26 protein-coding genes are annotated in these 26,699 nt (G+C 39.3%); 7 read left to right on the forward strand and 19 right to left on the reverse strand.

The genetic code is table 11. From position 1 onward, the window contains the following. Both BMW38_RS17930 and pcaD read left to right on the forward strand, forming a co-directional pair. Positions 1-693, forward strand: a 693-nt coding sequence (locus tag BMW38_RS17930) for an acetyl-CoA C-acyltransferase (RefSeq protein WP_139193551.1), incomplete at its 5' end; no start/stop codon positions are given. A 10-nt stretch (positions 694-703) separates the two neighbouring features. Beyond that, positions 704-1,483, forward strand: coding sequence for a 3-oxoadipate enol-lactonase (gene pcaD / locus BMW38_RS17935; protein WP_092710611.1), 780 nt, complete (start codon positions 704-706; stop codon positions 1,481-1,483). Positions 1,484-1,545: 62 nt separating this feature from the next. Here pcaD and BMW38_RS17940 read toward each other — a convergent pair whose 3' ends face one another. The 13 genes from BMW38_RS17940 to BMW38_RS18000 all read right to left on the reverse strand — a co-directional run bounded on the left by BMW38_RS17940 (position 1,546) and on the right by BMW38_RS18000 (position 15,812). Next, positions 1,546-3,033 carry an NAD-dependent phenylacetaldehyde dehydrogenase gene (locus BMW38_RS17940; RefSeq protein ID WP_092710614.1) on the reverse strand — a complete coding sequence of 496 codons (1,488 nt, stop codon included), beginning with the start codon at positions 3,031-3,033 and terminating at the stop codon, positions 1,546-1,548. 33 nt (positions 3,034-3,066) lie between these two features. Then, on the reverse strand, positions 3,067-4,344 hold the full coding sequence (locus BMW38_RS17945; protein ID WP_092710617.1) for a hypothetical protein: 1,278 nt from the start codon (positions 4,342-4,344) through the stop codon (positions 3,067-3,069). Positions 4,345-4,426: 82 nt separating this feature from the next. After that, positions 4,427-6,742 (reverse strand): primary-amine oxidase, encoded by a 2,316-nt coding sequence (gene tynA / locus BMW38_RS17950; protein ID WP_092710620.1) that lies wholly within the window; start codon positions 6,740-6,742, stop codon positions 4,427-4,429. A 209-nt stretch (positions 6,743-6,951) separates the two neighbouring features. Then, complete coding sequence (feaR, locus tag BMW38_RS17955; protein ID WP_092710623.1) at positions 6,952-7,866, reverse strand: transcriptional regulator FeaR; 915 nt, start codon at positions 7,864-7,866, stop codon at positions 6,952-6,954. Between the two features lie 197 nt (positions 7,867-8,063). Next, positions 8,064-9,020, reverse strand: coding sequence for a p-hydroxyphenylacetate 3-hydroxylase reductase component (locus tag BMW38_RS17960; RefSeq protein ID WP_092710625.1), 957 nt, complete (start codon positions 9,018-9,020; stop codon positions 8,064-8,066). Positions 9,021-9,053: 33 nt separating this feature from the next. Then, positions 9,054-10,007 carry a PDR/VanB family oxidoreductase gene (locus BMW38_RS17965; protein ID WP_092710628.1) on the reverse strand — a complete coding sequence of 318 codons (954 nt, stop codon included), beginning with the start codon at positions 10,005-10,007 and terminating at the stop codon, positions 9,054-9,056. Between the two features lie 34 nt (positions 10,008-10,041). Further along, on the reverse strand, positions 10,042-10,779 hold the full coding sequence (locus BMW38_RS17970) for an SDR family NAD(P)-dependent oxidoreductase (RefSeq protein ID WP_092710631.1): 738 nt from the start codon (positions 10,777-10,779) through the stop codon (positions 10,042-10,044). Positions 10,780-10,789: 10 nt separating this feature from the next. Next, positions 10,790-11,275 (reverse strand): aromatic-ring-hydroxylating dioxygenase subunit beta, encoded by a 486-nt coding sequence (locus tag BMW38_RS17975; RefSeq protein WP_092710634.1) that lies wholly within the window; start codon positions 11,273-11,275, stop codon positions 10,790-10,792. A gap of 10 nt (positions 11,276-11,285) precedes the next feature. Then, a complete protein-coding gene (locus BMW38_RS17980; RefSeq protein WP_092710637.1) occupies positions 11,286-12,563 on the reverse strand; it encodes an aromatic ring-hydroxylating oxygenase subunit alpha in 1,278 nt (425 codons plus the stop codon). A gap of 29 nt (positions 12,564-12,592) precedes the next feature. Further along, complete coding sequence (locus BMW38_RS17985; protein ID WP_092710640.1) at positions 12,593-13,120, reverse strand: nuclear transport factor 2 family protein; 528 nt, start codon at positions 13,118-13,120, stop codon at positions 12,593-12,595. Between the two features lie 10 nt (positions 13,121-13,130). Beyond that, positions 13,131-13,490 (reverse strand): hypothetical protein, encoded by a 360-nt coding sequence (locus tag BMW38_RS17990; protein WP_000387554.1) that lies wholly within the window; start codon positions 13,488-13,490, stop codon positions 13,131-13,133. 27 nt (positions 13,491-13,517) lie between these two features. Beyond that, positions 13,518-14,666: an acyl-CoA dehydrogenase family protein gene (locus BMW38_RS17995; protein WP_092710689.1), complete on the reverse strand. Its 1,149-nt coding sequence runs from the start codon at positions 14,664-14,666 to the stop codon at positions 13,518-13,520. 36 nt (positions 14,667-14,702) lie between these two features. Further along, positions 14,703-15,812: an amidase gene (locus BMW38_RS18000; protein ID WP_092710643.1), complete on the reverse strand. Its 1,110-nt coding sequence runs from the start codon at positions 15,810-15,812 to the stop codon at positions 14,703-14,705. A gap of 149 nt (positions 15,813-15,961) precedes the next feature. Between BMW38_RS18000 and BMW38_RS18005 the strand changes: the two genes are divergently transcribed. From BMW38_RS18005 to BMW38_RS18015, 3 genes are all read left to right on the forward strand, one after another. Next, the gene (locus BMW38_RS18005; RefSeq protein ID WP_004642999.1) at positions 15,962-16,429 is read left to right on the forward strand and encodes a MarR family winged helix-turn-helix transcriptional regulator; all 468 of its coding nucleotides are present in this window, start codon (positions 15,962-15,964) and stop codon (positions 16,427-16,429) included. 428 nt (positions 16,430-16,857) lie between these two features. After that, the gene (locus BMW38_RS18010; protein WP_092710646.1) at positions 16,858-18,207 is read left to right on the forward strand and encodes a spinster family MFS transporter; all 1,350 of its coding nucleotides are present in this window, start codon (positions 16,858-16,860) and stop codon (positions 18,205-18,207) included. Positions 18,208-18,322: 115 nt separating this feature from the next. Further along, positions 18,323-19,579 carry an OprD family outer membrane porin gene (locus BMW38_RS18015; RefSeq protein WP_092710649.1) on the forward strand — a complete coding sequence of 419 codons (1,257 nt, stop codon included), beginning with the start codon at positions 18,323-18,325 and terminating at the stop codon, positions 19,577-19,579. A 39-nt stretch (positions 19,580-19,618) separates the two neighbouring features. Here the strand turns inward: BMW38_RS18015 and BMW38_RS18020 are convergent, their stop codons facing one another. The 4 genes from BMW38_RS18020 to BMW38_RS18035 are packed head-to-tail and all read right to left on the reverse strand — an operon-like array spanning position 19,619 to position 23,454. Continuing rightward, positions 19,619-20,362: an SDR family oxidoreductase gene (locus BMW38_RS18020; RefSeq protein WP_005040180.1), complete on the reverse strand. Its 744-nt coding sequence runs from the start codon at positions 20,360-20,362 to the stop codon at positions 19,619-19,621. A gap of 16 nt (positions 20,363-20,378) precedes the next feature. Continuing rightward, positions 20,379-21,077, reverse strand: coding sequence for a histidine phosphatase family protein (locus BMW38_RS18025; protein WP_092710652.1), 699 nt, complete (start codon positions 21,075-21,077; stop codon positions 20,379-20,381). After that, positions 21,074-22,195 carry a phosphotransferase family protein gene (locus BMW38_RS18030; RefSeq protein WP_092710655.1) on the reverse strand — a complete coding sequence of 374 codons (1,122 nt, stop codon included), beginning with the start codon at positions 22,193-22,195 and terminating at the stop codon, positions 21,074-21,076. The genes BMW38_RS18025 and BMW38_RS18030 overlap by 4 nt, the downstream gene beginning before the upstream one ends. A gap of 17 nt (positions 22,196-22,212) precedes the next feature. Continuing rightward, a complete protein-coding gene (locus BMW38_RS18035) occupies positions 22,213-23,454 on the reverse strand; it encodes an acyl-CoA dehydrogenase family protein (protein ID WP_092710658.1) in 1,242 nt (413 codons plus the stop codon). Positions 23,455-23,542: 88 nt separating this feature from the next. Here BMW38_RS18035 and BMW38_RS18040 point away from each other — a divergent pair, with 88 nt between their 5' ends. Both BMW38_RS18040 and pcaU read left to right on the forward strand, forming a co-directional pair. Next, positions 23,543-24,463, forward strand: a complete 921-nt coding sequence (locus tag BMW38_RS18040) for a LysR family transcriptional regulator (RefSeq protein WP_092710661.1) — start codon at positions 23,543-23,545, stop codon at positions 24,461-24,463. 43 nt (positions 24,464-24,506) lie between these two features. Then, positions 24,507-25,319: an IclR family transcriptional regulator PcaU gene (gene pcaU / locus BMW38_RS18045; RefSeq protein ID WP_003652006.1), complete on the forward strand. Its 813-nt coding sequence runs from the start codon at positions 24,507-24,509 to the stop codon at positions 25,317-25,319. A 95-nt stretch (positions 25,320-25,414) separates the two neighbouring features. Here the strand turns inward: pcaU and BMW38_RS18050 are convergent, their stop codons facing one another. Continuing rightward, a complete protein-coding gene (locus BMW38_RS18050; protein ID WP_092710664.1) occupies positions 25,415-26,281 on the reverse strand; it encodes an MBL fold metallo-hydrolase in 867 nt (288 codons plus the stop codon). A 4-nt stretch (positions 26,282-26,285) separates the two neighbouring features. Further along, complete coding sequence (locus BMW38_RS18055) at positions 26,286-26,699, reverse strand: DUF6691 family protein (RefSeq protein WP_092710667.1); 414 nt, start codon at positions 26,697-26,699, stop codon at positions 26,286-26,288.

The following is a 26,699-nucleotide window of genomic DNA, read 5'->3' on the forward strand; positions in this document are numbered from 1 at the left end:
AACGTCAATCGTGCAGATCAGGACCAGTTTGCCTTGGTGAGCCAACAACGCACCGCAAGCGCGCAAGCCAAAGGCTTTTTTTCTAAAGAAATCGTGGCAGTTGAAATCCCTCAGCGTAAGGGGGATGCTGTTGTGATTGACACAGATGAGCATCCACGTGCATCAACTACACTTGAAGCTTTAAGTAAGCTTAAACCAGTTGTAAAAGTAGATGGTAGTGTGACTGCGGGTAATGCTTCAGGTATTAATGATGGTGCAGTAGCATTACTGATCGCTTCTGATGAGGCTGTTCAAGCTTACAATCTAAAACCACGTGCCAAGATCATTGCTTCAACAGCGGTGGGTGTAGAACCACGCATTATGGGTTTTGCTCCAGCGCCAGCAATCAAAAAGCTCCTAAAACAAGCCAACCTGACTTTAGAGCAGATGGATGTGATTGAGCTGAATGAAGCCTTTGCTGCACAAGCTTTGGCAGTGACCCGTGATTTAGGCTTACCTGATGATTCTGACAAGGTCAATCCAAACGGTGGAGCAATTGCTTTAGGTCATCCGTTGGGTGCCTCAGGTGCACGCCTAGTGACCACAGCCTTAAACCAGCTTGAGCAAACAGGTGGTCGTTATGCCTTATGTTCAATGTGTATTGGTGTGGGCCAAGGCATCGCATTGATTATTGAACGTGTTGAAGCACTTTAAGGAGAAAAAAATGCCATCTTTTCAATCTGCCGATGCACAAATTAACTATCAAACTTTTGGCGAACCTTCTTCCCCTGCTTTAGTGTTTTCCAATTCTTTGGGCACCAACTATGGCATGTGGCAAAAACAGTTTAATGAGTTAAAAGATCAATTTTTTGTGATCTGCTATGACACACGTGGTCACGGTTCATCATCTACGCCTGACGGCCCATACACTGTAGAGCAATTAGGCCAAGATGTTGTCCGTTTACTCGACCATCTGAATATTAGCAAAGCTGCTTTTTGTGGAATTTCTATGGGCGGTTTAACGGGTCAATGGCTTGCAATTCACTACCCTGACCGTTTTAGTCATGTGGTTGTGGCAAATACTGCTGCTAAAATTGGGCAAGAACAGGCATGGCTTGACCGTGCAAAATTAGTACGTGAGCAAGGTTTACAACCGATCGCAGCCACAGCAGCTTCGCGATGGTTTACAGATCCCTTTATCCAAAGTCATCCTTCAATTGTCAACAACCTATGTAACGACTTAAGTGCTGGCAGCGCAATGGGTTATGCCAATTGTTGTGAGGCTTTGGCTAAAGCGGATGTCCGTGAGCAGTTAAAGGACATCAAAGTTCCAGTATTAGTGGTTGCTGGAACTCAAGATCCTGTAACGACTGTTGCAGATGGTGAATTTATGCAGCAACGCATTCCCCAATCAAAGCTTGCAGAAATAAACGCTTCTCATATTTCCAATGTAGAGCAGCCAGAAGCTTTTAATAAAATCTTAAAAGATTTTTTATTAGGTTAATTTAATGATTCAAAAAAATGGCCTATAACGGCCATTTTTTATATCTCGTAGAATCTTTAAACTTAATAGCGAATCATGACCGATTTTAATTCAGTGTAATCTTCGATAAATGCATCTGAAAATTCTCTGCCAATTCCTGAAGCTTTCACACCACCAAATGGAACCGATGGGTCTAAGAAAGTATGCATATTGACCCACAAGGTCCCTGCTTCAATTTTAGGAATTAAACGTAAGGCTTTAAACAGATCATTTGTCCAAATACTTGCGGTTAAACCAAAACGAGATTGATTCATGAGCTGAATAAGCTCTTCATCAGTTTCGAATGGCATTACCCCGACCACCGGTCCAAAGGTTTCCTCAGAAAATAAAGGATCATCCGTATTTTTGAAGGAAATTAAAGTCGGCTGTACAAAATATCCAGTCTGATCTAAAACCTCACCACCTGCAATAATCTGATTGTTGGCTTTTGCCATATCTAAATAATGTTTCACTTTATGAAAATGTGGCTGATTAGAGAGTGGACCAAACATACTTCCCTCATCTATAGCCGATCCAATTTTAAATTGAGAGAGTGCTTTGGATAGCTTTTCGACCAGTTCATCATATTTTGTGTGGTGTACAAAAAACCGCTCTGGAGATGCGCAAACTTGACCTTGATGCACAAAAGTTGCTTGCAACAAAGTTGGTAAAATCTCATCGATATTCGCATCAGCCAAAATAGCTATGGCATTTTTACCACCTAACTCTAAACTTACCCGAGTTAAATCACTGCTCATCGCGAGCTTACCAATCGCGATGCCTGTTGGTACTGAACCTGTAAATGAGACTTTTTTTACCAATGGCGATTCAATTAAATATTGTCCTGTATCACCCTTACCCGTAACGACATTAATCACACCAGCCGGAATACCTGCCTCAATGGCAAGTTCGGCTAAACGTAATAAAGATAAGCTGGCAAACTCACTTGGTTTAAGCACAATGGTACAGCCAGTTGTTAAAGCTGAGCCAATTTTCCAAACACCGATCATGAGTGAAAAATTCCAAGGCACGATACCTGCGACCACACCAATCGGTTGTCTTAAAGTAAAAGCTGTATATTTTTCACCTTGCATTGATGGAATAGAAGGTTGCATGGTTTGGCCATTAATTTTGGTTGCCCAACCAGCAAAATATCTTAAGAAAATAACAGATTGTGCCACTTCAAGATGGCGGGAAATATTGATGAGTTTTCCGGTAGATAAAGTCTCGAGCTGAGCAAGTTCTTCACCATATTGCTCAATTAAATCTGCTAACTTGTTTAGTTTAACGCCACGTTCATACGGCGTAGTCTCGGCCCAAGCATTTTGAAAAGCATGTTCAGCACTTTTCACGGCACTTTCGACATCGTGTTGACTACCAATACTAATTTGAGCAACCACTTGTTCAGTCGATGGATTTACAATATCTACTTTATCTAAATGCTCAGCAGCAACTAATTTTCCATCAATAAAATGTCCATGTTGACGCGCCATAAATTGCTGTACGCTTGCTAAAATCTGTACTTCACTCATTTTTATTTCTCTCAATTCATTTAAAAGTATCTATTAATAGATGTATTGCAGAATCAACTGCGCATACACATTGGTTTTGTCATCGTAGTTTTGAGTGCCGCCACTCTGGATATCCTGTTTAGGCTTATAGAGTCCAACCAACGGAATAACGTTAAGTTTTTTATTGACGGACCAAACCGAGAACACATCCAGCTCATGTCCATCCACATTACTTAAAGACTTATTTACTGTTTTGAACTTATAGGCCAAAGCACCCAACATAAAATTTTCTTTTAGATTAATACTGTAAGAAACTTGGTGAATATCTGCATTTTTATTGAATGGACCAGCATAGTTTCCAGCAACTTCTCCCTGAAACCATGTGCCAAAACCGACCGTATTCCCATAAAACATTGGATCGTATTGGTCTGAAAAATGGCTAAAACGGTAGCCAAGTGAAGGTGTATATTTTGAAGATAAAAAGTTATAGTTCAGCCCTACGTAACCTGCATTTTCTTGGCCATCTTTTTTATCTTGAACTACAAACTCAGTTTTAACTTGTAGCTCTGGTAAAGGTTGATAATTTAACCGCAAAGCATAATTTTTAAGGTCTTCTCGTCCTGAGACCTGTTCAGCATCTTCAAGGTCTAATACATTTAAGTAAGTAAACCCAACGCCCTTATCTTTAAGCTGATACATCAGATCAGTTACAAAGAGTTCAGATGAAAATTGTGCTTTATTATTCGATTTTAAATAAGCCAGTTTTAGCGTTGTATTCTCTTGCGGTTTGTATTGAAGCAGACTGGTAAAATCAAAGCTGCGTCGTGCTGCCAGATAATATGCCCCGCCTCGGTCTAAGGCGCCATCTGCTGGAGGTTTGCCGAGATTTAATGCATCACCCGCAATGAAAAAACCATCACCAATCATGATATTTTGTCGACCAATACTTAAATCATAAGTAGTCAACTCATCTTTATTGGTACCGTCTTTAAAGCCAATGATCCATTCATTTACATCTGTTTTGTGCTCTTTGCCATTACTATTTTGGCCTGCATCACCGTCACCAAATGTTGCCGAGCTAATACCGCTCAAACTTGCATAGAGTTGATTGTTTTTAAAGGTATATTGACCTTTAGCACCATATTTAAGATGGCCTTCTTGCCAATTGATTCTTTCATCATCTAGGTTTTCGCCGTTATAGCTTTTACCGCTGCTAAAAGCCCCAAAAGTTGCTTCAAAAGTCGGTTTAATTTCAAGCTCACCAGCATGTACAGTTGAAAAAAATGAGACAAAGAGAGTCCCTCTCACAACCTGAGAAAATAAATTTTTCATATAAATTCCTTTTTTTCGAACGGTCTAACCGTGCTCAGGTGTGGGTAACCGATTCGTTACCCACCCTAGATCATGCACCCGTTTAGTGATGGTCGTGCTGCGTGCTTTGCTCGTCTTCACCCAAGTTTAAAGTCGGTGTGTTATCAAAGAAGTTCCAAGGTTTGATAAGCGTATTCACCCATTCTGTCGGCATGATTGGCCATTCTTCAGCACGTGCCACATGCGTTGTCCCAGTTGTCATCCAGACCACAATGTCTTTATTTTCAATATTTTCGTTGTTGCCAATGAACTGTCCTAACCCTGTGTCATGAGTGGAACGGTTTGAATATTTACCTTCAGGATAGCGCTCGTCTGGATTGTACTGAGTCACCCAAATTTGCTTATCCATAAAGTTCAAACGTTTAAATAACCATTCGTCTTTAGAAAAATTAGCACCTTTCGCAACAGGGTGTGTTCCACCTGCAAACGGAATTAATTGGTAAGAAACCGGATTGCCTAATTTATTTTCCTTGTTGAAATTAGTAAGTAAGCGAATGGTAGACGGATCAAATTTTTCAGCCGCATTTTGCTCATTCGTAATGACTTTACTATCAATTTGCATTGAGCTTGTACGAACACCACCTTTGTCATTGGCTTTCACCACAGGGTCCATATGCATAAAGCTGTTGTTTTCCCCATCTACATCCATATCTAAGCGGAAGTTATAGATGTGCTGATGTGTTGTCCCCACAATATTATGGTCAATTAAAGTTCCATATTTGGTGTCTTCTTTTGCGGTACTGTCATGCATGGTGCGTGATTTAACACCTTTAACAGCTTCAATACCCGTTGCACCCGCATTAATCCCAATTACACCATTTTGGGCAAATACCCAGTCAAACATGTAATCGTAATTGCCCACTGTACTAATCCAGCGCACGACAAGTTCACGGCGGGCTTCACTGGCATCCTGATTACCAAAAATTTCGTGATGTTTATATTCAGGTCCGGCATATCGCTCAAAAATGGCAATTGCGTTTGGAATTACTTGTGGTTGGCCTTTGTAATCTGCAATCACAGCATCAAGTAAAACAGCGTTGTCGGGTGCATCAGTTCCCGGAAGAATAGATGAGGTAAGTGTTCCCATACCATATTCGCCAGAGTCTAAATAAGATTTGAAGTACCAACCAATATCAGGGTCACCATATGGAACCACCATTCCACCCAAGTTCCCTTCATACATGACTTTACGCTTTACGCCCTTATCTTTGTAAGTCACTGTTGAAAGTTGTAAACCAACACGAGAATCTAACGCGACATGTAAACACCAGTTGCCCCAATGTATGGTTTGACCTGTAATACTAAAGTTCTTACCCTCAGGTTCAGTAATATTAAGTGGTTTTAACTTACTTGCTACGGGCTTATTCGACATATAAGGTCGATTTGCCATTGGCACGGGAATGATCGCACCTTCTTCAATCTTAATAATTTTTTCTTTATCTAAATCGACTACAGCAACTAAATTTTCAATTGGATGCGCCCAATAGTTACCATCGCCTACATCGAGATAAGCGACAACTTTTAATATATTGAGTTGTTTATCAAGTCCATCTTTACCGCCAAAATATCCAACAGTTAGCGGTGTAGCAATCACTTTCTTCACATCTGTGATGCCGCGTTTGCGTAAAGCATCTTGATACTCTTTACTTGTCTCAATTACACGCTGTACGGCCTCAAAATTATCCAGAAGCACCATTCCATGAGTGTCTTTAAGTACATTCCATTTGGTGACTTGTTGAGTGTTAAGATTAACTTCACCTTCAATTGCTTGATTGCCCTTTAACAAAATAAATGAGGCAATTCGAGCATCTTTAAATTCTTTGTGATTAATAAAGTAATCCCAAACTTTGGCTTTTTCTGGTTCTTTAAGTTTTAACTCGGCAAAACGCATATTTTTATAGGCATATTTCGAGCGGTTAATCACATCAAATGTCTTTTTAATTTCGTCAGAATTTAAGCTATTAAGAGGATGAAACGTATTTTCAATTTTGAAAGTTTGATCTAAACCAGATTGAAATACTTCATTAAAAAAGTCTTTTCCAATAACAGGTTTACCATTTTTAATTAGTAAAGGCACACTGAGCTTGAAAGGTTTGCCATTCACCAAAACCTGATCTGAATTAGGTTTGGCTCTAACCACCATAGAACCCTTGGTAATCATATAAGTATTGGTAAAATCATCTTTTACAACTTTGGCGCCCTGCTCACTCATGTTTTGATAAAGTGACACCAGTTCGGCCTTTTCACCATGAGCATAAGCTTGAGTATTTAATCCCCAAAAGCTCGCAGCTATTGATAAGTTAAGTGCCAATATTTTTTGTATGTCATTCAATAATCGTTGTTTACGCATTGGTTTCATCCTTTTCATCTATCCCTGAACTATCTGAATCAGACAGTTAAAATGCACTTTCCTGTGAGTGAAATTCATTAGACCAACTTAATAGTTCTATAGTTATTAAGCTCATCTAACCTGCTCTAATGAATTTAATTTCAACACAGTTACATAGGGCTAGCTTGTTCAGGAATGACCCAAAACTTGTCTAAAAATGACATCAAGAGATGAAAGGTTTAAGCAGGCACACCCTCTCTAAATTCTTTAGGAGAAATGCCATAAGTCTTTTTAAAGATTTTTGAAAAATGCGCGCCATCCCAAAAGCCCCATTTCAAAGCAATTTGGGTAATCGAGCTTTGTTTATTTCTTTTATCGAGTAAATCTGCTTTGACTTTTTCTAAGCGTTTGAGTTGTATATATTTATTAATAGATAGATTTTCTTGAAGAAACAGACGATAGAGATGACGTAACGACACCCCAATATGTTCTGCAATTAATTTAGGTGTTAAATCCGGTTTTGCTAAGTTCTCTATAATATAACGCTCAGCTTTTTCCATCAGGTTATTAGAGCTATTAATATTTTTATAATTAATTGTAGGTTTGATTAAAGCAATTAGAGCATCTTCAAAAGCATTACCATCTTCGGTTGCATACCAAAGTTTGATGTTTTCAGCAGACATATTTTTCAAAATATTTTTGAGTAAAAAACCACTCATATTTTGAGTAATCAGTTTTCCAAAATATTCGGTACTAATATTTTCTTTAAGTAATTTTTCACGCGACAAGTGTACTGAAATCTGGCTCACTAAGCCTTGCGGATACATCGAAATGGTTTCGACCGGGTCCACCAACACAATATCGCCTTCATTCAGGCTTAAGGTTTCATTTTTATACTCGAGCAGCATTTTTCCAGAATACTGCAAAATCAAAAAACAAAAACGATTATTCACTCGATCGATTTCATCGGCTTTTCGGACAATTTTATTGGCATTGTTTTTGATAAAAGCAATTTCGGTATCGCCCAATAAAAAGCACTGAACTTCACCAATGAATAAATTACGGGTTCCGTCAAAATCGGTTTCAAAATTCCCGCACACACTTTTAATATGGTGCGTCCATGTGAGTAATGCATCGCTTACATATTGGTTCATCCTTTACCTCTCTATACATGTGCCACCGCTCAAAATTTTGCGTTTGTGGTGGTGCACTGTCTTGGCTTATTTGCAATCTTGTTTTATTGATAAACAAATTGTGTGCCAAAATTCCTTATCCTTGGAATTGTTTTGATGATAGTCAGCTAGATGTAAAGAAGCTGATAAATCAATTCAATTTATCAGCTTAATGGGACTTATGCTACTCCTGCGAAATCTCGTAGCATGGTAATAAAAATATCCTTTTGTTCCTCAGAATACTTTTTAAACACCTCATTTTGGTGGCTATCGGCAATATCAAACAAATACTGCGCCGTTTGTTTACCTTTCTCGGTCAGTGCATACAAATTATCGTGATCAACCAGCAATCCTTCAAATTTTAAAATTTCAGCCGATCTTTCTACCTCTTGCATTGGCATGGCAATATCTCGTGGTAAATCTTCTTTACTTGAAGCAGTACCACTTGCCAAAACCAGCAAGAGTCGTGATTCACTGGTACGGAACCCAGAAGCCATTTGCTTAGGAATATAGTCGGTTTGATAAGCTTTAAAAGCACGACTCATTAAGTAGCAGACATTATTATATAAGTGCCCATAATGTGTTTTGTCTACGCCGTTCTCTTCAGTTTGTTTCACTTGAAGGCTTGGATGCGGCATGACACAAGAATATGCGCCTTGGTGGTAAACCAACGGGCTTCGGCCTTGGTCATGGAAACGAACCACTTTACCAACAATAATCCAGTGGTCACCACCTTCAATAACTTGATAACGTTCACACTCAAACACCGCAGAACAATTTTCTAAAATGGGTGCACTTCCTGCACCAAGCTGAAAGTTTGTGTCTGCAAATTTATCAATATTACGTCTCGAAAACTTATTAGACAGCTCAATTTGGGTGCCCGATAAAATATTGACGGCAAAATGAGTCGCTTCTTCAAATACCGAAAAACTTGAAGACTTTTTATCAATACTCCACAAAATAAGTGGTGGATCGAGTGACACCGAGTTAAAACTATTTGCGGTTACACCGACTTTCTCACCTTGTGCATTTTGTGCAGTAATAATGGTTACACCTGTTGCAAAATTTCCTAATGCTCGTCGGAACTGTAGTGGATCGACCGTAAACTCATCTATTTGTTGTAATACATTCATCATCTTTCTCCTAAACCTTCTCAAATCGCGAGAGCATTAGATATCTAAAACTAATCTCGGTGTTTTAGAGCGCGAACAGCACACCAATATTTGCTCATTGCTGGCTTTTTCTTCATCAGTAAAATAAACATCTCGATGATCAGGTTCGCCCTCAATCACATCGCACATGCAAGTTCCGCATACGCCTTGCTCGCAGGACATTTCAATCTCGATGCCTTCTTTAGCCAAAGCCTGCAAAATGGTTTCGCCCACTTCGACCATAATGATTTTTCCACTACGCTCAGCAACGACTTCAAATGAATCTCCAGATGTGTCTGTTTCAACTTGGAAATATTCTTTGTGGATTTGCTGCTCTGGAAAATCATGGGCCGTGGCAAGGTTAATCACCCAGTCCATAAAACCGACCGGCCCGCAGGTATAAATATGGCTTTCAAGATCAATATTTTTAATGGCAGATTCAAAAAATGCGCGGTGGCTTGCACCTTCAGACTTAAAATGGAAAGTTGTATATTTTGCTAACTCACCATTTTTAATTTCATCAACAAAAGCACAGTTTTCAGGGCTAGCGCCACAGTAGTGAAGCTCAACTGATTCGCCTTCAGAGGCAAGTTGATAGGCCATTGTGATTAACGGCGTAATCCCGATTCCACCGCCAATCAATACACTGTGTTTGGCTTTTAAAAGTGGAAACAAATTTTTTGGCTCACTGACCTGAATTTGCATGCCATCTTTGATTTCATCAAAAGCCGATACTGATCCACCACGAGAATCAGGGTCACGCAAAATTCCAAGGCGGAACTTACCTTCGTCATTTGGATTTTGGCAAAGTGAATATTGACGCACCATCCCATTTGGTAAGTGCACATCAATATGTGCACCAGCTTCAACTTTTGGCAATGTTGCAGAAGTTGCAGATTCAAATTCCATGACTGCAATATTTCCGCCTTCAACATGGCGATTTTTAACGACAACATCATAAAGTGTAGTCATGATTCAACTCCCTTTTCATGCGTAAGCTACATGCTTAGCGCATGAATAAACCACCGTTAATATCCCATGTTGCACCAGTCACAAACCCCGCATTTGGACTCGCGAGCAACCCACAAGTTTCAGCAATAAAATGCATACTTCCCAAGGCTTTAACAGGAATATTTTGGATGAACTGTTCAATTTTTTCGTCTGACACCACACTATGAACAATCGGTGATTCCATTGGGCCCGGCGCAACCGCATTGACCGTCACCCCTTTTGCCGCAAATTCTTTGGCAAAAATTTTGGTTAAAGTCACAATCGCACCTTTGGTTGCCGCATAATGCGCACCCGTTGCCGTGCCACCGTTTTGCCCCGCTAAAGACGCCATATTAATGATGCGTCCATAGCCTTTCTTAGCCATATATTGGCCAATAATTTGGCAAGCTTGAAAGGTGCCGCGTTGATTGACTTGGGTCACCCAATCAAAATCGGTTGCGGTAATTTCTAATACTGGCGTTGCCTTGGTGACAGTAGCATTGTTAATCAACACATCAAGTTTAGAAAATTTCTCTTCAATCCATTGCACGGCAGCATGAAAATCTGCTTCGACCGAAATATTTAATTTCAAAGGAAACATATTTTGTGCATATTGACTTTGTGCCTTGGCGTTTTCGGCTTTTTCAAGCGTACTTGCTGACAAAATCACTTGATGGCCTTGACTCGCAAAATATTCAGCAATGACATTACCGAGTCCAGAAGCAGCACCTGTCACTAAAACAACCTGTTTCATGTTACCGCTCCTAAAGAATGTAGCTAATACCAGCTAAGGTATCGGTTGAGTTAACCAAGTTAATGATTTTACGGTTAATCTTAAAACCAGTATTGGCATCACGAGTTAGATGGTAAGTAATATCTGCGGTGTAATGCTTGAGGTTTTCTTTACGGAACTCACGTAAGTTTTGAGCACAACGTAAAACGATTTCATTATCTTGATCTTGAATAACACGTACACGAGAAACACTGCGCACTGTATTTGCCTTAGGTGCAGTTGAAATTGCTTCACCATTTTCAAGACGTTCTACACGTAAGGTACGCATATGGTTATCGTCATAGGCATAATTTAGATTGTTTTCGTAGTCAGTTAGGTTTGGGTCAATCGGAATGATATAAACGCCTTTTTCATTCCATAAATTGAGCCATTCACGGTATTCGCTGTGGTCTAACATATCTGCTTCAGCCCAGATGAAAGCAGTGACTTCATTTAATAATTGCAGATTCATATTCATTGCTCTCTCCTTAAGCTGTCATCATCTTTTTCCACTGCTGATAGGCTGCACGCATACCTGTTTCAGCACTGACATCACTTTTTAAGCCATCTTCAGTTTGCACTTCGCCCGGCAAACCACGGTTGAGCATGATCCATAAATCATTACCTGCATTCGCGCCGTGTTGTACGCGTTCCCAAGCTTCAGAGTCATCTGGTGTACCAAAACCAAATGGACCTTGGAAATGTTCATGCAAACGCAAGCGATACTGATTGGCAATTTGCGGACCACCGTCCATCGTAATGACCGAGTGATGAATTTCTGTTTCAGCAACTGAAATTGGCTGTAACACACGGAAGAACGCCATCGAACATGCAATATTCGGGAATAAATTTAAGTTAAAGCCAGAACCACCGACTGCACGCACAATACGGCGCACTTCTAATTCTTCATGACCTTCGTCACGCAAAGCTTGAGCTAAGTCTTCGAAACGTTCTTGAATTGGACGCTCCATGAGCTCTTCGTCTAGATCGACCAGTTCAGGAATCATCACCATAACACTGTGACCATTTCCTAAGTCTTCAACAAAACCCGGCTGGTTTTCGAAGTTAAAGAGTTCTTCAGTTTTTTCATCTACAGAACTTAAGAATGACTTGTGTACCAATGGAAAGTGATATGCATCCGTGGTATTTTCAAGCTGAATTTTCCAGTTACCCGGGAAACGGAAACGATGCTCACCCAACACTTTAATTGGATAACCCGCACCCTGTTTCATAAACAGGTCAATCCATTTTTTGGCCGGCCCAAGGAATTCTTCAAGCGGTTGAATGTCTTCCTTAAATGAAGCGAAGATCATGCCGTTATATTCTTCTACACATAGACTAACTAGCGGTAACTCAGATTTATCTAAACAATCGCCGTAGCTTTCTGGAGATGGTACACCGCGTAAGCTACCATCTAGTGCATAGCTCCAACCGTGGTACGGACATACAAAACTATTGGTTTTGCCTTTTTTATGTTCGCATACGGTTGCTGCACGGTGACGGCAACGGTTTAAAAGTACATGGACTTTCTTTTTACGATCACGTACCGCAACAACGGGCTGTTTACCGATGTTAATGGTTTTATAACTTCCACCTTCTGGAATTTCGCTGGCATGTGCAACCCACACCCAAGTGCTATAAAAGATTTTTTCCATTTCTTCATCAAAAATGCGTTCATCTTTATAAAGAGAAGTATGGGCACGGTCACTTTTAACTAAAGTTTCGTAATCAGTGCCAATGTTATGCGTTGGGATAATACTGTTCATATCAATAGTCCTTTTAAATATGTCCTAGGTCATTCCTGGGAAGGTACTGGCAGTTCGGCTTCACTGTGCCAATGCGATACGGGACGACTGAAAATATTCTGTGTTTGGAAATGTTTAATCTTCCATGTTCCATCTACTTGCTTTTGAAACTTCACGTTGAGCTTTGCTGCATTCAGATGACTACGGCCATCTTTAAACGTTGAAGTTTGCAACATAAGCCATGAAGCATTTGCATGGTTTTGATTTACATCAATTTGCTCTGAATTTACAAAGTGAGCATTCATGACAAAGTGAGATTCTTTTTGGGTGTAACTTTTAAACATGTCGTAAATCGACTGCCAAGAATTATATCGACCAAAAGATTTGGCATATTTCTCGCCAATACCTTCCCAAATACAGTCTTGATCAAAAAGATTCATTAACTCATCAAGATCTGTATTTGCATTGAGCTCATCACAGATTTCCATATAACGGTTCAGACAGTTACGAATAGCGTTGTGCGCTTCTAACTGTTCTAGCCGCTCTATGATTTCTGCAACATTCACTTTGTCAGTCATTGCGGTCGCCTTAACGTTGGATAATCAATTCGCGCCCAACACGAGCTTCAACTTTGCAATATTTCCAAAGTTTGTATGGACCTTCGCCAACCACCGTAGTTCTAAACAAATTACAAGCTGCATGTACGGTTTCAATATCTGGGACATCTGCAAGCAAGTATGTTGTCCATGGCCAACCTGCACTTGGGCCAACCATACTTTGGTCATCATCGAGATTTCCAAAAACATGAACACCTGGTAAGTCATGAATGCCATTCCACATTTCACCAAATGCTGCCCAAACCGCTTTTGCTTCAGCAGGTTCCGCATCAAAAAAGTTTTGGTTAATACCCATGCAGAATAAAACACGTAATGATTTTTTAGCTTCCATCTCGATATCCTTTTTAAAAATTAAAACTTATAAATAACCTGGGGTTGGCTTTAACCCGAAACTGATTGAGCCTGCATTTTGTAAAGTCGCATCGCCCATAAAGGCATGCTGAGTCACCACGTTGGTGTCGTTTACAAAACGGCTAAATGGATTGTTGGTATAGATCGCTGTCATGCCCGCGAGCATTTGCATTTTTCGAGTCACTTTGGCGCAAACTCGAGCTGCATGGGTACATGCCAGACGCATATCGCTAATTTGTTCAGCAGTTGCCTCATGTCCAGCAATAATTTCATTCCAAACAATGTCCATGGTTTGATAAAACCAAGACTTTGCCGCCTGAAACTCTGCGTCTGCTTGAGCGAACTCATATTGAGTCACTGGGCGGTTGGCAATTTCTGATCCGCCTGTAATGGATGCTTTACCGGGTGCCAATTTTTCAAATTCTTCTAATGCAGCAGCTGCAACACCAATACCCACCACCGTTAACACTTGAGTCGCTAAAGAGAGTGACGGATATTTAAAAAATGGCTCACTTAGTTTTGAAGGTTCACCACGTACAAAGGTCCATTTCTTTTCGACCAATACATCTTCGACTACCAAATCATGGCTTCCCGTACCTTTTAGGCCAACGGTGTCCCATGTCATTTCAATTTTGGCTTTTTTTGCAGGCATCACTGCCATGCGTGGTAAACCTTGCATTTCATTGTTTTTAAGCGGTGAAATTCCCACGCCAACAATGTCAGCTCCCATACACCCACTTGAGAATTTCCAGCGTCCACGAACTACGACACCTTCATCGGTAATTTCAGCAGGCTGCGGCGGAAAAATACCTCCAGCAAAAACTACATCTGGCCCATTTTGATACAACTCTTTAAGCGTTTCTTCTGGCAAACTTCCCAAATATGCAGGGCTCATACCGAAACTTGCCACCCAACCCACTGAACCGTCAGCTTTAGATAAAGTTTCGATCAATTCGCAAAACTGTCGTGGTGACCATTCTTCACCACCAAAGCGTTTTGGAACTAATGCACGGTAAACACCAATCTGTTTAAGTTTTTCGATAATGTCTTGGCTCACATACGCCTGATTATGGAATTCACCGGTACAGGCACGCTCACGAATTTCTTGACACAAAGCATCTAAGTCAATTGCTTTGTCTTGAGAAGAAAACTCCATTTTAGATAACTTATTCATCATCTAACTCCTTGTAATTTATTGCATTGCATCAACACAAAATTTAGCTATTGCGCATAATTTCTCATCTTTTTGATGCTTCGATACGATCTGTAAGCCCACTGGTAAACCTTCACTGGTTTCAAGTGGCACTGAAATAACTGGATGACCTGATAAATTAAATGGACGAACTAAAGCTGTCAGATTCAAAAAAGCGACTGTATTTTCAGCTTCAGTAACTTTCGGTGGAATTTGCGGAAGTGTCGGTAAGATCAATGCATCATATTTTTCTAATAAAGCATCAAGTTCTTGAGTCAGCTGCTGCTTCACAACTTCGGCTTGTTTTACTTGCTCAAAGGTAGTTTCAGCAGCTTTTAACAGGCGATTATTTACATCGGTACCGATTAAACCTGTTTTGGTTAACTCACCAAAAGCTTGCCAATTTTCATAATTAATAATCTGCATGCCTGCATCATAAGCAGCTTCAAAATGTTCAACTTTTTCTAAAGTCGTCTGTAAATTCGCTTTTTGAAGGGCTTGTTGAATGCAATTCCAAATAACTTCATCTGCTTTTACATCTAAAACAGCAAGTTTTGGTGCGCTAGTACATTGGGTAGGCTTGAAAGTTGGGTCAATAATTTGCATGGCTTTTTCAATCATTTCGACTGAATTTGCAAAGGGGCCAACGCAATCTAAAGAACTTGACGGCGGATATACGCCTTTTCGACTTACACGACCAAAAGTCGGTTTTAAACCAAAAACTCCACAGCATGCAGCGGGCATACGAATAGAACCACCTGTGTCGGTGCCTAGAGTAAAGTCAGCTTGTTTAGCAGCAACCGCTGCGGCCGAACCACTTGAAGAGCCACCAGGAATAAGTTCAGGATATTTTGGATTAACTGGTGTACCAAAAGCGTGGTTAATGCCCGTAATTCCAAAAGCCAATTCGTGCAAATTTGTTTTCGCAATAATTTCACAATCTGCTTTTAAAATGTTTTTAACCACCTCGGCATCATCTTGAGCAGGTTCAACATCTAATAAAGCTCGACTGCCAGCAATGGTTTTTAGACCCTGAATATCAATCGTATCTTTGACCATCACCTTGAGCTTGCCACTTCCTTTGTGCACGCTTTGGCTAACAATATTCATTCACTTTTCCATGTATTTTTATCCATTAACTAAAATATGAGAAAATTTAATGGAATTGTCAAGTATTTTTTATAATTTGTACTCAAGGAAATATGCAAAATTTTGTTTATAATAGGATTACCCTTTTTTCACTAAGTTATTGCTTAGCTATGCTTGATCATTTAGAACAATTTCTTCCTAATAAAGAACCGTCGAGTATTCAAAACTTCCCTTTTTTTTGGATTTCCCAAGTTAATGGAAAATATTCTCAACTTATTGAAAAATCAATAAAAAAACTAGGTATTGATAATACACGCCGTAAAATTATTTTAAGTACCAATGCCCTTGGAGAAGCAAGTATTACCGATATTGCTAATCTTTCGACTTTAAAATTAACCACTGCAACCAAGGCTGTATATCGGTTAGTTGAAGATGAAATCGTTGAAGTCTACTCTTCTACTTCAGATGAACGGATCTCAATGGTGAAATTAACTGCCAAAGGTGTTGAGCTGGTTGAACAGATTAATCAGATTAGTGTTGTGACCTTGGCTGGTATTTTGAATGCTTTTTCAGAAGATGAACTCCATAATCTAAATAACCAGTTGAAGAAATTATTTGATCTTATGCCTTCAAGCTAACTTAGATTCATCTTGTTTAAACATGAAAGAGTGAGCAGAAAACCGATATGGCTTTCTGCTCACTCTTTTTTAAAATATCAATATTTATCAAAAACCTAAAATCATAAAACATCATTTCCTTCCTACAAATCATAATAATTTCTAAATTTTCCGATTGTTTAAATACCTATTAGGTATCCAAACATACTCAATAAGTAATGGAATTTTACATATAAAAAGAAAATAATATTTCCATCATATAGAAATTCTCACCTTCTTCTTTAACTATCTTTGTCTGTATATGCAGTTTGTATATAAGACAATTCTTCAATCAAACAGGTTATTTATTTTTCAAAAGTTATTGGGGGGACACCAAACTATCTTTTAGGAAACATAGATAGCCGAGATTCAACTTCTCTAAAAGAGTTTTATACATAAGGATTAAGTGTATGAACCAAAGTAATATCGCTGTTGAAAGGACACAGAAGAAAAGCAATGCCTATGCATGGTATGTGGTCATACTTTGTATGCTGGCATATATATTTTCATTTATTGATCGCCAAATTCTCGCTCTCATGATCGAGCCGATTAAAGCCGATCTTCAACTTTCAGATACCCAGTTTAGTCTATTACATGGCCTTGCCTTTTCACTGTTTTACGCCGTCATGGGTTTACCTTTAGCCTATATTGCCGACCGTTTTTCACGCCCAAAGCTTATTTCAATCGGTATTATTGTCTGGAGTTTGGCAACAGCCACTTGTGGTTTAAGTAAAAACTTCATTCAACTATTTTTAAGTCGTATGGCTGTTGGTGTAGGCGAAGCTGCCTTATCTCCTGCTGCATATTCAATGTTTAGCGATATGTTCAGTAAGGACAAACTCGGTCGCGCCGTTGGAATCTATTCTGTTGGAGCTTTTTTAGGTGGCGGTATTGCCTTTTTAGTCGGCGGTTATGTCATTAATTTACTTAAAGGCGTGACTTTAATTCAAGTTCCTTTATTAGGCGCACTTAAGGCATGGCAAATCGCTTTTTTAGTAGTAGGTTTACCCGGCATCATTATTGGTTTGCTATTTATCCTGACAGTTAAAGACCCAGCACGTAAAGGTCAGCAGCTCAACCCAAACGGGCAAGTTGACCAAGTTAAATTCACACAATGTCTTCAGTTTATTAAAAAGCATTCGAAAACCTTTGCCTGTCACTATTTAGGTTTTACCTTCTATGCTATGGCGCTCTACAGTCTTACTAGTTGGACACCCGCATTTTATATCCGAAAGTTTCAACTCGCTCCAACAGAAACAGGTTACATGCTTGGTACCATTCTGTTAATTGCAAATACATTAGGGGTGTTTTGTGCAGGTTGGTTAAATGATTGGTTTATCAAAAAAGGACGCCAAGATGCTCCGATGATTACAGGTGTGATTGGTATTGTTGGTCTGATTATTCCAATTTCGTTTTTTACCCAAACAGACCAACTCTGGCTTTCAGTGAGCCTACTCATTCCAGCAATGTTCTTTGCATCGTTCCCTCTAGTAATTTCGGCAACAGCCTTACAAATGTTAGCACCAAATCAATTTAGAGCACGCCTTTCAGCTCTCTTCCTTTTGATCAGTAACTTAATTGGGCTTGGTATTGGCACAACACTGGTCGCAATCATTACAGATAAAGTTTTTGCTAACCCCTTAATGGTTGGCTCATCTCTATCTATTGTTGGTGGGTTGTCTTGTGTACTGGCTTTAATTTTACTTTTCAAAGGCTGCAAATTCTTTAGTGAAAGTATGAAGCTTGAAAAATTAAATTAATTGCAGCAATCACCTTCTATTTAACAGTGCTCCCTTGAAGAACTTAGGGAGTACTACACAAATATTTCACAATACGTAATGCCTAGGACTGGCGCATAGATTTTGGAAATGGATTATGGAATTATTTCAACGCTTTAAACCGCAGCCTTTAGCCATAGCAACTTTAGTATTGATGTGTGGCAATTCATGGGCTGCAAACCAAAATCAGCAAACTGAAGATGAATGGAAATTCACTTTAAAAAATGCCTACATTAATCGTAATTTTGATAATGACGCCCTTAAAGATACGGGAAGTTGGTCTCAGGCAGCATCGTTATTTTATAAATCGAAAATGCATGACACCCCACTGCAAATTGCAGATAAGCCAATCACCATTGGTGCCAATGCTTCTGTGCAATACGCCGTACGTTTAAGTTCAGACAAACATGTCGCCGACACCGTTTTACCTTTTAATAAAGAAACACAATCTCAAGCATCAGACTATCTAAAATACGGTGCAACCTTAAAGCTGGGCTATGACAAAACACTTTTAAGTGTCGGTGAACTCTGGCTAGATTTACCTGTAACTGCCGTAGATGCTAGCCGTCAGTTACTCACTTCGTATTGGGGAACCAATTTGAAGTCTCAACTTTCGGATCAGCTTTATGCCGAAATTGGTCGAGTTGAAAAAGTGTCACCGCGAAATGAAGAAGACTTTAAAAAGTTTTCTTTTACGGCCAATGGAATTACCAAAGAATCGGATGGCTTAAACTATCTGGACTTACGTTATCAATTTACGCCGTCTTTAAAGGGTGAATACTATTTTGGTAATTTAGAAGATCTGTATAACAAGCATTATGTAGGACTTGAGCATACATGGAAGCAGCCAACTTTTGCCCTCACCTCTAAGTTTAAATACTTCAATGCAAAAGATGATGGCAATACTTTTGATATTGATGCTCAAAACATCGGCCTACTTGAAACTGTAAAAGTGAAAAACCATACCTTTGGTTTAGGTTATCAACAAATTATTGGTGAATCAGCTTATCCACTACCAGATGGCTTCTTACCAGAAACCTATTTTATTAACTGGAACGCAACCGGATTCTTTAAAGAAGATGAAAAATCTTACCATGTGATGTACGGCTACGACTTTAAAGACTATGTACCAGGCTTAAATGCGATGGTGAAATATGTTTATGGCCATGACTTCAAGGCAGCCAATGGCGAAAAAAACCATGAGACTGAATCGAATGTGATTTTAAACTATGCATTTCAGCAGCCGTTCTTAAAAGGCATTGCCCTGCAATATATTCGTATTGATTACAACGTCAAACACGGTAATGACTTTGGTGAAGACCGTCTATTCGTCAATTACACCAAGAAGTTCTAAATATAAAAAATTACCCCCTAAAATTTAGGGGGCAATTTTTTATCCTAATTTATTGACCAACCTTAAAGGCAAAACCTTCATTGCAATACTCATCGGCAACCATGGCCACTGCGGTACATAAGCTTTCACGGGTTGTTTTTCGATAGCTTTGACTAGTGCTTTGCACCCTGTTTTAGCATCGACTTCAAATGGCAAATGTTTAGCACCTTCATTCATTTCAGTGCGAATGTAACCTGGGAAAATTGTTGAAACTTTAATTGGCGTATCCAGTAATTCAGCGCGAATACCTTCAGCCAAGTGAGCAACCGCAGCTTTGCTTGCCGCATAGGTCGATAAATGTTTTGGTAATCCACGCATGGCACTCATGGATGACATCACCACCAAATGGCCTGCGTTTTGCTCTCTAAAAATTTCAACCGCCGCTTCACACTGCGCTAAGGCAGAGATAAAGTTGGTTTCAGCGGTGGCTTTGTTAATTTCAAAATTGCCTTTGCCAATACGACGACCATTTCCGACTCCAGCATTGACAATAATTCGGTCTAAATAACCAAACTCTTGCTTAAATGCACGAAAAACTTCGAAAACCTGATCGTAATGAGTCACATCTAGACTTTTTGCAATCACCTGAATGCCATATTCATTTTCAAGTTCGGTTTTTAAAGTCTCTAATCGATCTAAACGGCGTGCACAAATCGCCAAGTTATAGCCTTTCGCTGCAAATTCATGAGCCATACCCGCACCCAACCCAGAACTTGCACCTGTAATTAAAATTGTCTTTGCCATGCTTTTATCCTTATTTTTAAATCCATGTCAGTAAATCTGGACGCTCAGCTTTTATAAAATGATGTTCATTTAAACTTAAAACCTGAGCTTCATTTCCAACTAAACGTAAAGTGGTGAGACTTGTATTGGTAATTGCCCAGTTCAAGGCAAAAGTTCGATTTGGACTCAGTTCAAGTAATTTGCCAATTGCGACAGAAATCACACCACCAGAGGTAAAAACGACTGCATAACGAGGTTTGGTTTTTGCCAATTCATCACAAAGTTGTTGTAGTGCTGTTTCAACTCTGTCTTTAAAATGCGGCCATGACTCATCATATTCATGATGAAAATCACCATCGGTCCAGCGTCCAATTGCGCCTTCAAATATTTTGGCAAGATAGGCACGCGGATTATTATCTTGTGCTACGTCAGCTTTTAACAATTCCGGTTGTTCAAAACGCGGTTCATAACGTGCAAAAACCTGCTGATGATTAAACTCGTTCCATAAACTATTGTGATTAATCACCGCATCAGGAAAACATTCATTTAATGCGAGTTGTGCGGTTTGTTGATGGCGCTGCATGGTACCCGCCACAACATAAGGTTGCTCTTTCAATATTCGCTTAAAGTATTGCCCTAATAAAGTCGCTTGAGCTTCACCATTTTCAGACAGCTCATCATAGTTGCTTTTACCAAATGATGCCTGACCGTGTCTTACCAGATAAATTGTGGTCATTTTCTTAAAATACCCTGTATTTTCTGTAGAGATTGCTGAGCAAATTTCGATTCTTGAATTTTTTGCTGGCCAATAAGTTTTAAAGCTCTGATATGTAGCGCATGAATGACGATCCAGAAATCTTTAAAAGCAGGGTTTCGGGTTTGTTTATGGTAATAGCGGTAATAGATTTGCTGAGCAATCACTGCTAAACGAAATATGCCAAAGACTTCATAAAAAGCCCAATTTTGAGCGTTCAGACCTGTTTTTTTCAGGTAATAGTCAACAACTTCTTTGCGAGAAAACATTCCCTTTAAATGGGTAGGCTGACGGCGTGTCGATCTGAAAATCATATTATCCGTAGGCTCAACCCAATAGGCCAAAGCACTGCCTAAATCCATTAATGGATCACCCAAGGTCGCCATTTCCCAATCCAGCACACCAATCACTTCAGTTGGATGCTCTGGATCTAAAATCACATTATCAAATCGCCAATCATTATGAATAATGCAAGTCGTGGAATCTTGAGGGACATTATCTTTCAACCATTTCCGGACATATTTAAATGAAGGAACATTGAGCGTTTTAACTTTTTCATATCGCTTATCCCAACCTTCTACTTGTCTACGGCAATATCCTCCCCCTTTGCCTAGTTCAGCTAAAGGCGTGTTTTCATAAGGAACTTGATGTAACTCGATTAGCTTATCAAGTACATTTACACAAAGTTCGTGAACATCCTCTTCATTAAAACCAAGCTCGGGCGGCAATTTTGCACGAGGAATAATTCCCGCAATGCGCTCCATGACATAAAAATCACAGCCAATAACCTTTTCATCCTGACAAAGTGCCACCATTTTAGGAAGTACTGGATAATAAGGCGCAAGATTTTTTTGCACCATATATTCACGGGCCATATCGTGGGCTGACTTCGCTTTTGTTCCTTTTGGAGGACGTCGTAAAATTAAATCGGTATTTTCATACTTTAAACGATAAGTCCAATTTGAAGCACCACCTGTGTATTGTGTCACGATTGCTGGGCCAACCAACTCAACGCCTTGGTTTTTTAACCAGCTTTCAACTGCCCCAATATCAAGTTCTTCACCTTCACGTACTTCACCGCCTATATCAATTACCGACATTCTAATTTCCTTTAAACTTATACTTTCTTATGACGACCATAACCACGTTTGGCTAACTCTAATTTGGCAATCATGCCTTTATGTACTTCATCTGGTCCATCTGCTAAACGTAAACTACGCGCTTGAGCAAAGAAACCTGTTAATGGTGTATCTCTTGAAACGCCCGCACCACCATGTAGCTGAATCGCCATGTCGACTACTTTTTCTAAAACACTTGGAGCGACCACTTTAATTGCAGATATTTCTGTTAAAGCGGCCATATTACCTAAAGTATCCATTTTATAGGCTGCATACAAGGTTAAAAGCCTAGCTTGGTCTATCGCTACTCGCGCATCAGCTACCCGTTCGAGGTTCCCACCGAGTTTCAAAATTTCTTTGCCAAACGCAGTTCTAGACATGCCTCTATCAATCATGAGTTCTAGTGCTTTTTCAGCAGCACCAATACAGCGCATGCAATGGTGAATACGCCCAGGTCCTAAGCGGCCTTGAGCAATTTCAAAACCTTGACCTGCACCACCAATAAAGCTATCAAAAGGCACTCGAACATTATTAAAATGGACTTCACCATGTCCATGCGGTGCATCGTAGTCTCCAAACACAGGTAACATACGCTGAATTTCAACACCCGCCGTATCAATAGGCACTAAAACCATAGAGTGTTGATGATGACGGTCTTTGCTCTCATCTGGGGTATGAGCCATAAAAATAATGACTTTGGCATTAGGATCGCCTAAACCAGACGACCACCACTTTTTGCCATTTAAAACAATTTCATTACCGTCGATGAGCGCAGTCGCTTGCATATTCGTTGCATCGCTTGAAGCAACATCTGGTTCGGTCATACAAAAAACCGAGCGAATTTTTCCGTCCAGTAAAGGCTGTAACCATTGTTGTTTTTGCTGTTCACTGCCATAGCGCCATAACAATTCCATATTCCCTGTGTCAGGTGCGTTACAGTTAAAAACGGTGGGTGCCAATAAACTACGACCGGTTAATTCGGCAATGTGAGCATATTCTTGAACTGATAACCCAGCACCCAACTTTTCATCGGGTAAAAACATATTCCAAAGACCAGCTTGTTTAGCTTTAGATTTCAGAGTTTCTAAAAGCTCGGGCCACTGCCACTTTTTCCAGTTTCCATCTGGATTTAGCTCATGAACTTCTTCCCAAAATTTTGCTTCAACAGGTTCTATTTCTTCTTGAATAAATTTTCTTGTTCGCTCGACAAAATCTTGAGCTGTTTTTGAAAGTTCAAACATTCTTTTTCCCTTACATCGCTATCTTGTCTTTACATCAACATAACTTGAAACTTAATATGAATGAAATGATTTTATTAAATAACACCTCATGAATAATATTCATAACCTGCATGGGCTCGATTTAAGCTTTTTCCATCGAATAGATATCAATTTATATCCTCTTTTTATCGCGATTTATGAACAAAAAAGTATTTCAAATGCTGCAAGTAGCCTCAACATTACACAATCGGCAGCAAGCCATGCTCTGCAACGGTTACGCCAACAACTCGAAGATGATGTGTTCATACGCGTAGGCAATAAAATGTCTGCAACTCCTTTTGCAGAACAGATTTACCCGACTGTTAAGCAAGCGCTTTTAACCATTCAAAATATTAGCCAGCAGAAACATGTTTTTGATCCAACCAGTTTAAAAAACTTAAAAATCGCCGTGCATGATGAAATTGAGCCTATTATTCTTCCAAGACTTGTTCAACATTTTCAAAATCTTAATTTAGATTTGCAGTTTGTCAGTATGAAGTTAGATAGAAAACATATTACGGCGGACTTGGCGACACAGCAGCTCGATTTTGTGATTGACCTAGAACAATACTTATCTCCAAAAATTACATTTGACCACCTTGTAACAGATGAGTTCGTCATTTGCAGTCAACTTAAAGAAGTCGATTTATCGAGCTATATTAGTGGTCGACATATTGGTGTTTCATCACGCCGTACAGGTGCCTTACTTGAAGATATTTATTTAAACCAACATCAAAGAATTTCAAGAAATGTATTCATGCGCTGTCAAAACTACTCAACAGCATTACAAGTTTTGGAGGCTCAAGCTGACGCAATATTGACCATGCCTCGAATGATTTTGCAGCATTTATCCTATAGTTCGGAAATTCGTTTGCATTCACTCCCATTTGAGATGACCAATATCAAAATGGGGATGTTTTGGCATGAAGATTTAAGGGATAATTTAAGGCATCAATTTTTGCGACATGAAATTATTAAACTTTTTCTGTAAAGCAAATTGATCTACTAACGCCTACATCGTACAAGGACCTGTCATGAGTAAAGATGAACGAATAATCCAGAATCAGGACAACAAGAAAACTATTCGTCATGAAGATTACATTGCTGGCATCGGTAAAGGTATGGCGATTTTAGATAGCTTTAGCAGCAATCAACATCGTTTAAATATTTCTATGGCCGCTGAAAAAACTGGGCTTACCCGAGCAGCTGCAAGACGCCATTTATTAACTTTAGAATATCTAGGTTATCTTGAGTCAGATGGCCACTATTACTATTTAACTCCTAAAGTTCTTAAATTTTCGGGGGCTTATTTAGGTGCCGCTCAACTTCCAAAAGTATCGCAGCCTTTATTAAATCTTTTAACCAATCAAACATCTCTGATTTATTCAGTGATGGTACTTGACGGTTATGAAGCCATTACCATTGCACGTAGTGCGGCGCACCAACAAACTGACCGTGTAAATCCATACGGCTTACACTTAGGTAACCGCTTGCCTGCTCATGCGACCTCGGCGGGTAAAATTTTACTGGCACATTTAAGCCAAGAAGAACAATTGGACTGGCTTCAAAAATACCCACTACAGCGTTTAACCAAATATACGCATATTGAAAACGATAAATTTTTAGAGTTACTACAAGAGATTCGAGAACAAGATTGGTGTTATTCACGTGAAGAACATGAATTAGGCGTTCACGCACTCGCCGTACCTATTTATGGGCAAGACTTTAAAGTCGTTGCTGCTTTAAACATTGTTTCTCCAACCATGAAAACAACTGAAGAATATTTAATTCAACACATTTTGCCTTTATTGCAAGAGACTTCGCGGGATTTGAGACAAGTTCTTTAAATCTTACTTAGGCTATTTCTATGGGGTAAATTTTATTACTTGCTTAGGCTATTTTCTTAAGTGGTAATGACTGGATGGATATGCTTAGGCTATTTCTAAAAATAATTAAATGGAATTTTTAAATAACGGACGTCATTCGCTTCAGGTTCCGGAAAATTTCCTGCATTCATATTAATTTGTATTGAAGGCAAGATTAATTTTGGCATTGGTAAAGTTGCATCTCTTTCTTGACGCATTTTTATGAATGACTCTTTAGAAACTTGTCGGTTTAGATGAATATTGCTTTGCTTTTGAGTTTTTATGTCTGTTTGACAGATATATTCATCACGACCTTCTGGCTTATAGTCATGGCACAAGAACATGCGCATGTTATCAGGAAGTGTATAAAGCTGTTGTACCGAGTCATAGAGCGCGGCGGCACTCCCCTTGGGAAAATCACATCTAGCCGAACCATAATCAGGCATAAATAAAGTATCACCTACAAAAACAGCATCACCAATCACATAGCTTAAGCAAGCAGGTGTATGCCCTGGTGTAGGAATGTTATAGGCTTCTATATCCCCTATTTTAAAATGCTCATGGTCTTCCAATAAATAATCAAAAGGCTGATTTTCATTAAATTTTTTAAAATCAAAATTATAGATAGCAGAAAAAGTTTCTTGTACTACTGAGATTTTTTGACTAATGGCAATTGTGCCACCCAATTTAGATTTTAAATATTGGGCAGCAGTCATATGGTCTGCATGTACATGAGTTTCTAAAATCCACTGTACTTTGAAGTTTTGAGTTAAAACATAATCGATAATCAGATCAGCATTGGTTGTTTTCGTAGTCGCTGAAGCTGCATCGTAGTCAAGTACACTATCAATAATAGCGCATTGACGCGTAACCGAATCCGCAACAACATAGCTAAAAGTATTGGTATTTTCATCAAAAAAATCTTTTACTAGAGGTTGTTGCATAGCTTTAATTTCCTTTATTTAAGACTCGGTAAATCAACATTCCCAATAACATTGCGACAATAAAATAAAGAGCTTCAAAATGTCCTAAACCAATAAGCGTTAAAGCAGGAGCCGGACATATTCCTGCTATTCCCCAGCCTATACCAAAAATAAAAGCACCAACAATTAACCTTTGGTCAATCTGTGTAGTCATTGGTAATTGAATTTGTTCATTAAAAAGTGTTTTTGGATTTTTAATCGCTTTTTGAAATGGAATAAATGCCACAGCAATAGCACCTAACATTACAAACATTAAGCTGATATCCCACTGTCCAAATATATCTAGAAAACCTAAAACTTTTTCAGGATTAGACATGCCCGAGATCATTAAACCCAATGAAAACAAGCTACCAAATATAAAAGCAAAGATATTCTTCAT

It is taken from the genome of Acinetobacter sp. yr461 (assembly GCF_900110445.1).
Classification (GTDB): Bacteria; Pseudomonadota; Gammaproteobacteria; order Pseudomonadales; family Moraxellaceae; genus Acinetobacter; species Acinetobacter calcoaceticus.

Excerpts from the sequence above, each read along its gene's own strand:
- pcaD (WP_092710611.1), top strand. The coding sequence starts at position 704 with ATGCCATCTTTTCAATCTGCCGATGCACAAATTAACTATCAAACTTTT.
- BMW38_RS17940 (WP_092710614.1), bottom strand. The coding sequence starts at position 3,033 with ATGAGTGAAGTACAGATTTTAGCAAGCGTACAGCAATTTATGGCGCGT.
- BMW38_RS17945 (WP_092710617.1), bottom strand. The coding sequence starts at position 4,344 with ATGAAAAATTTATTTTCTCAGGTTGTGAGAGGGACTCTCTTTGTCTCA.
- tynA (WP_092710620.1), bottom strand. The coding sequence starts at position 6,742 with ATGAAACCAATGCGTAAACAACGATTATTGAATGACATACAAAAAATA.
- feaR (WP_092710623.1), bottom strand. The coding sequence starts at position 7,866 with ATGAACCAATATGTAAGCGATGCATTACTCACATGGACGCACCATATT.
- BMW38_RS17960 (WP_092710625.1), bottom strand. The coding sequence starts at position 9,020 with ATGATGAATGTATTACAACAAATAGATGAGTTTACGGTCGATCCACTA.
- BMW38_RS17965 (WP_092710628.1), bottom strand. The coding sequence starts at position 10,007 with ATGACTACACTTTATGATGTTGTCGTTAAAAATCGCCATGTTGAAGGC.
- BMW38_RS17970 (WP_092710631.1), bottom strand. The coding sequence starts at position 10,779 with ATGAAACAGGTTGTTTTAGTGACAGGTGCTGCTTCTGGACTCGGTAAT.
- BMW38_RS17975 (WP_092710634.1), bottom strand. The coding sequence starts at position 11,275 with ATGAATATGAATCTGCAATTATTAAATGAAGTCACTGCTTTCATCTGG.
- BMW38_RS17980 (WP_092710637.1), bottom strand. The coding sequence starts at position 12,563 with ATGAACAGTATTATCCCAACGCATAACATTGGCACTGATTACGAAACT.
- BMW38_RS17985 (WP_092710640.1), bottom strand. The coding sequence starts at position 13,120 with ATGACTGACAAAGTGAATGTTGCAGAAATCATAGAGCGGCTAGAACAG.
- BMW38_RS17990 (WP_000387554.1), bottom strand. The coding sequence starts at position 13,490 with ATGGAAGCTAAAAAATCATTACGTGTTTTATTCTGCATGGGTATTAAC.
- BMW38_RS17995 (WP_092710689.1), bottom strand. The coding sequence starts at position 14,666 with ATGGAGTTTTCTTCTCAAGACAAAGCAATTGACTTAGATGCTTTGTGT.
- BMW38_RS18000 (WP_092710643.1), bottom strand. The coding sequence starts at position 15,812 with ATGAATATTGTTAGCCAAAGCGTGCACAAAGGAAGTGGCAAGCTCAAG.
- BMW38_RS18005 (WP_004642999.1), top strand. The coding sequence starts at position 15,962 with ATGCTTGATCATTTAGAACAATTTCTTCCTAATAAAGAACCGTCGAGT.
- BMW38_RS18010 (WP_092710646.1), top strand. The coding sequence starts at position 16,858 with ATGAACCAAAGTAATATCGCTGTTGAAAGGACACAGAAGAAAAGCAAT.
- BMW38_RS18015 (WP_092710649.1), top strand. The coding sequence starts at position 18,323 with ATGGAATTATTTCAACGCTTTAAACCGCAGCCTTTAGCCATAGCAACT.
- BMW38_RS18020 (WP_005040180.1), bottom strand. The coding sequence starts at position 20,362 with ATGGCAAAGACAATTTTAATTACAGGTGCAAGTTCTGGGTTGGGTGCG.
- BMW38_RS18025 (WP_092710652.1), bottom strand. The coding sequence starts at position 21,077 with ATGACCACAATTTATCTGGTAAGACACGGTCAGGCATCATTTGGTAAA.
- BMW38_RS18030 (WP_092710655.1), bottom strand. The coding sequence starts at position 22,195 with ATGTCGGTAATTGATATAGGCGGTGAAGTACGTGAAGGTGAAGAACTT.
- BMW38_RS18035 (WP_092710658.1), bottom strand. The coding sequence starts at position 23,454 with ATGTTTGAACTTTCAAAAACAGCTCAAGATTTTGTCGAGCGAACAAGA.
- BMW38_RS18040 (WP_092710661.1), top strand. The coding sequence starts at position 23,543 with ATGAATAATATTCATAACCTGCATGGGCTCGATTTAAGCTTTTTCCAT.
- pcaU (WP_003652006.1), top strand. The coding sequence starts at position 24,507 with ATGAGTAAAGATGAACGAATAATCCAGAATCAGGACAACAAGAAAACT.
- BMW38_RS18050 (WP_092710664.1), bottom strand. The coding sequence starts at position 26,281 with ATGCAACAACCTCTAGTAAAAGATTTTTTTGATGAAAATACCAATACT.
- BMW38_RS18055 (WP_092710667.1), bottom strand. The coding sequence starts at position 26,699 with ATGAAGAATATCTTTGCTTTTATATTTGGTAGCTTGTTTTCATTGGGT.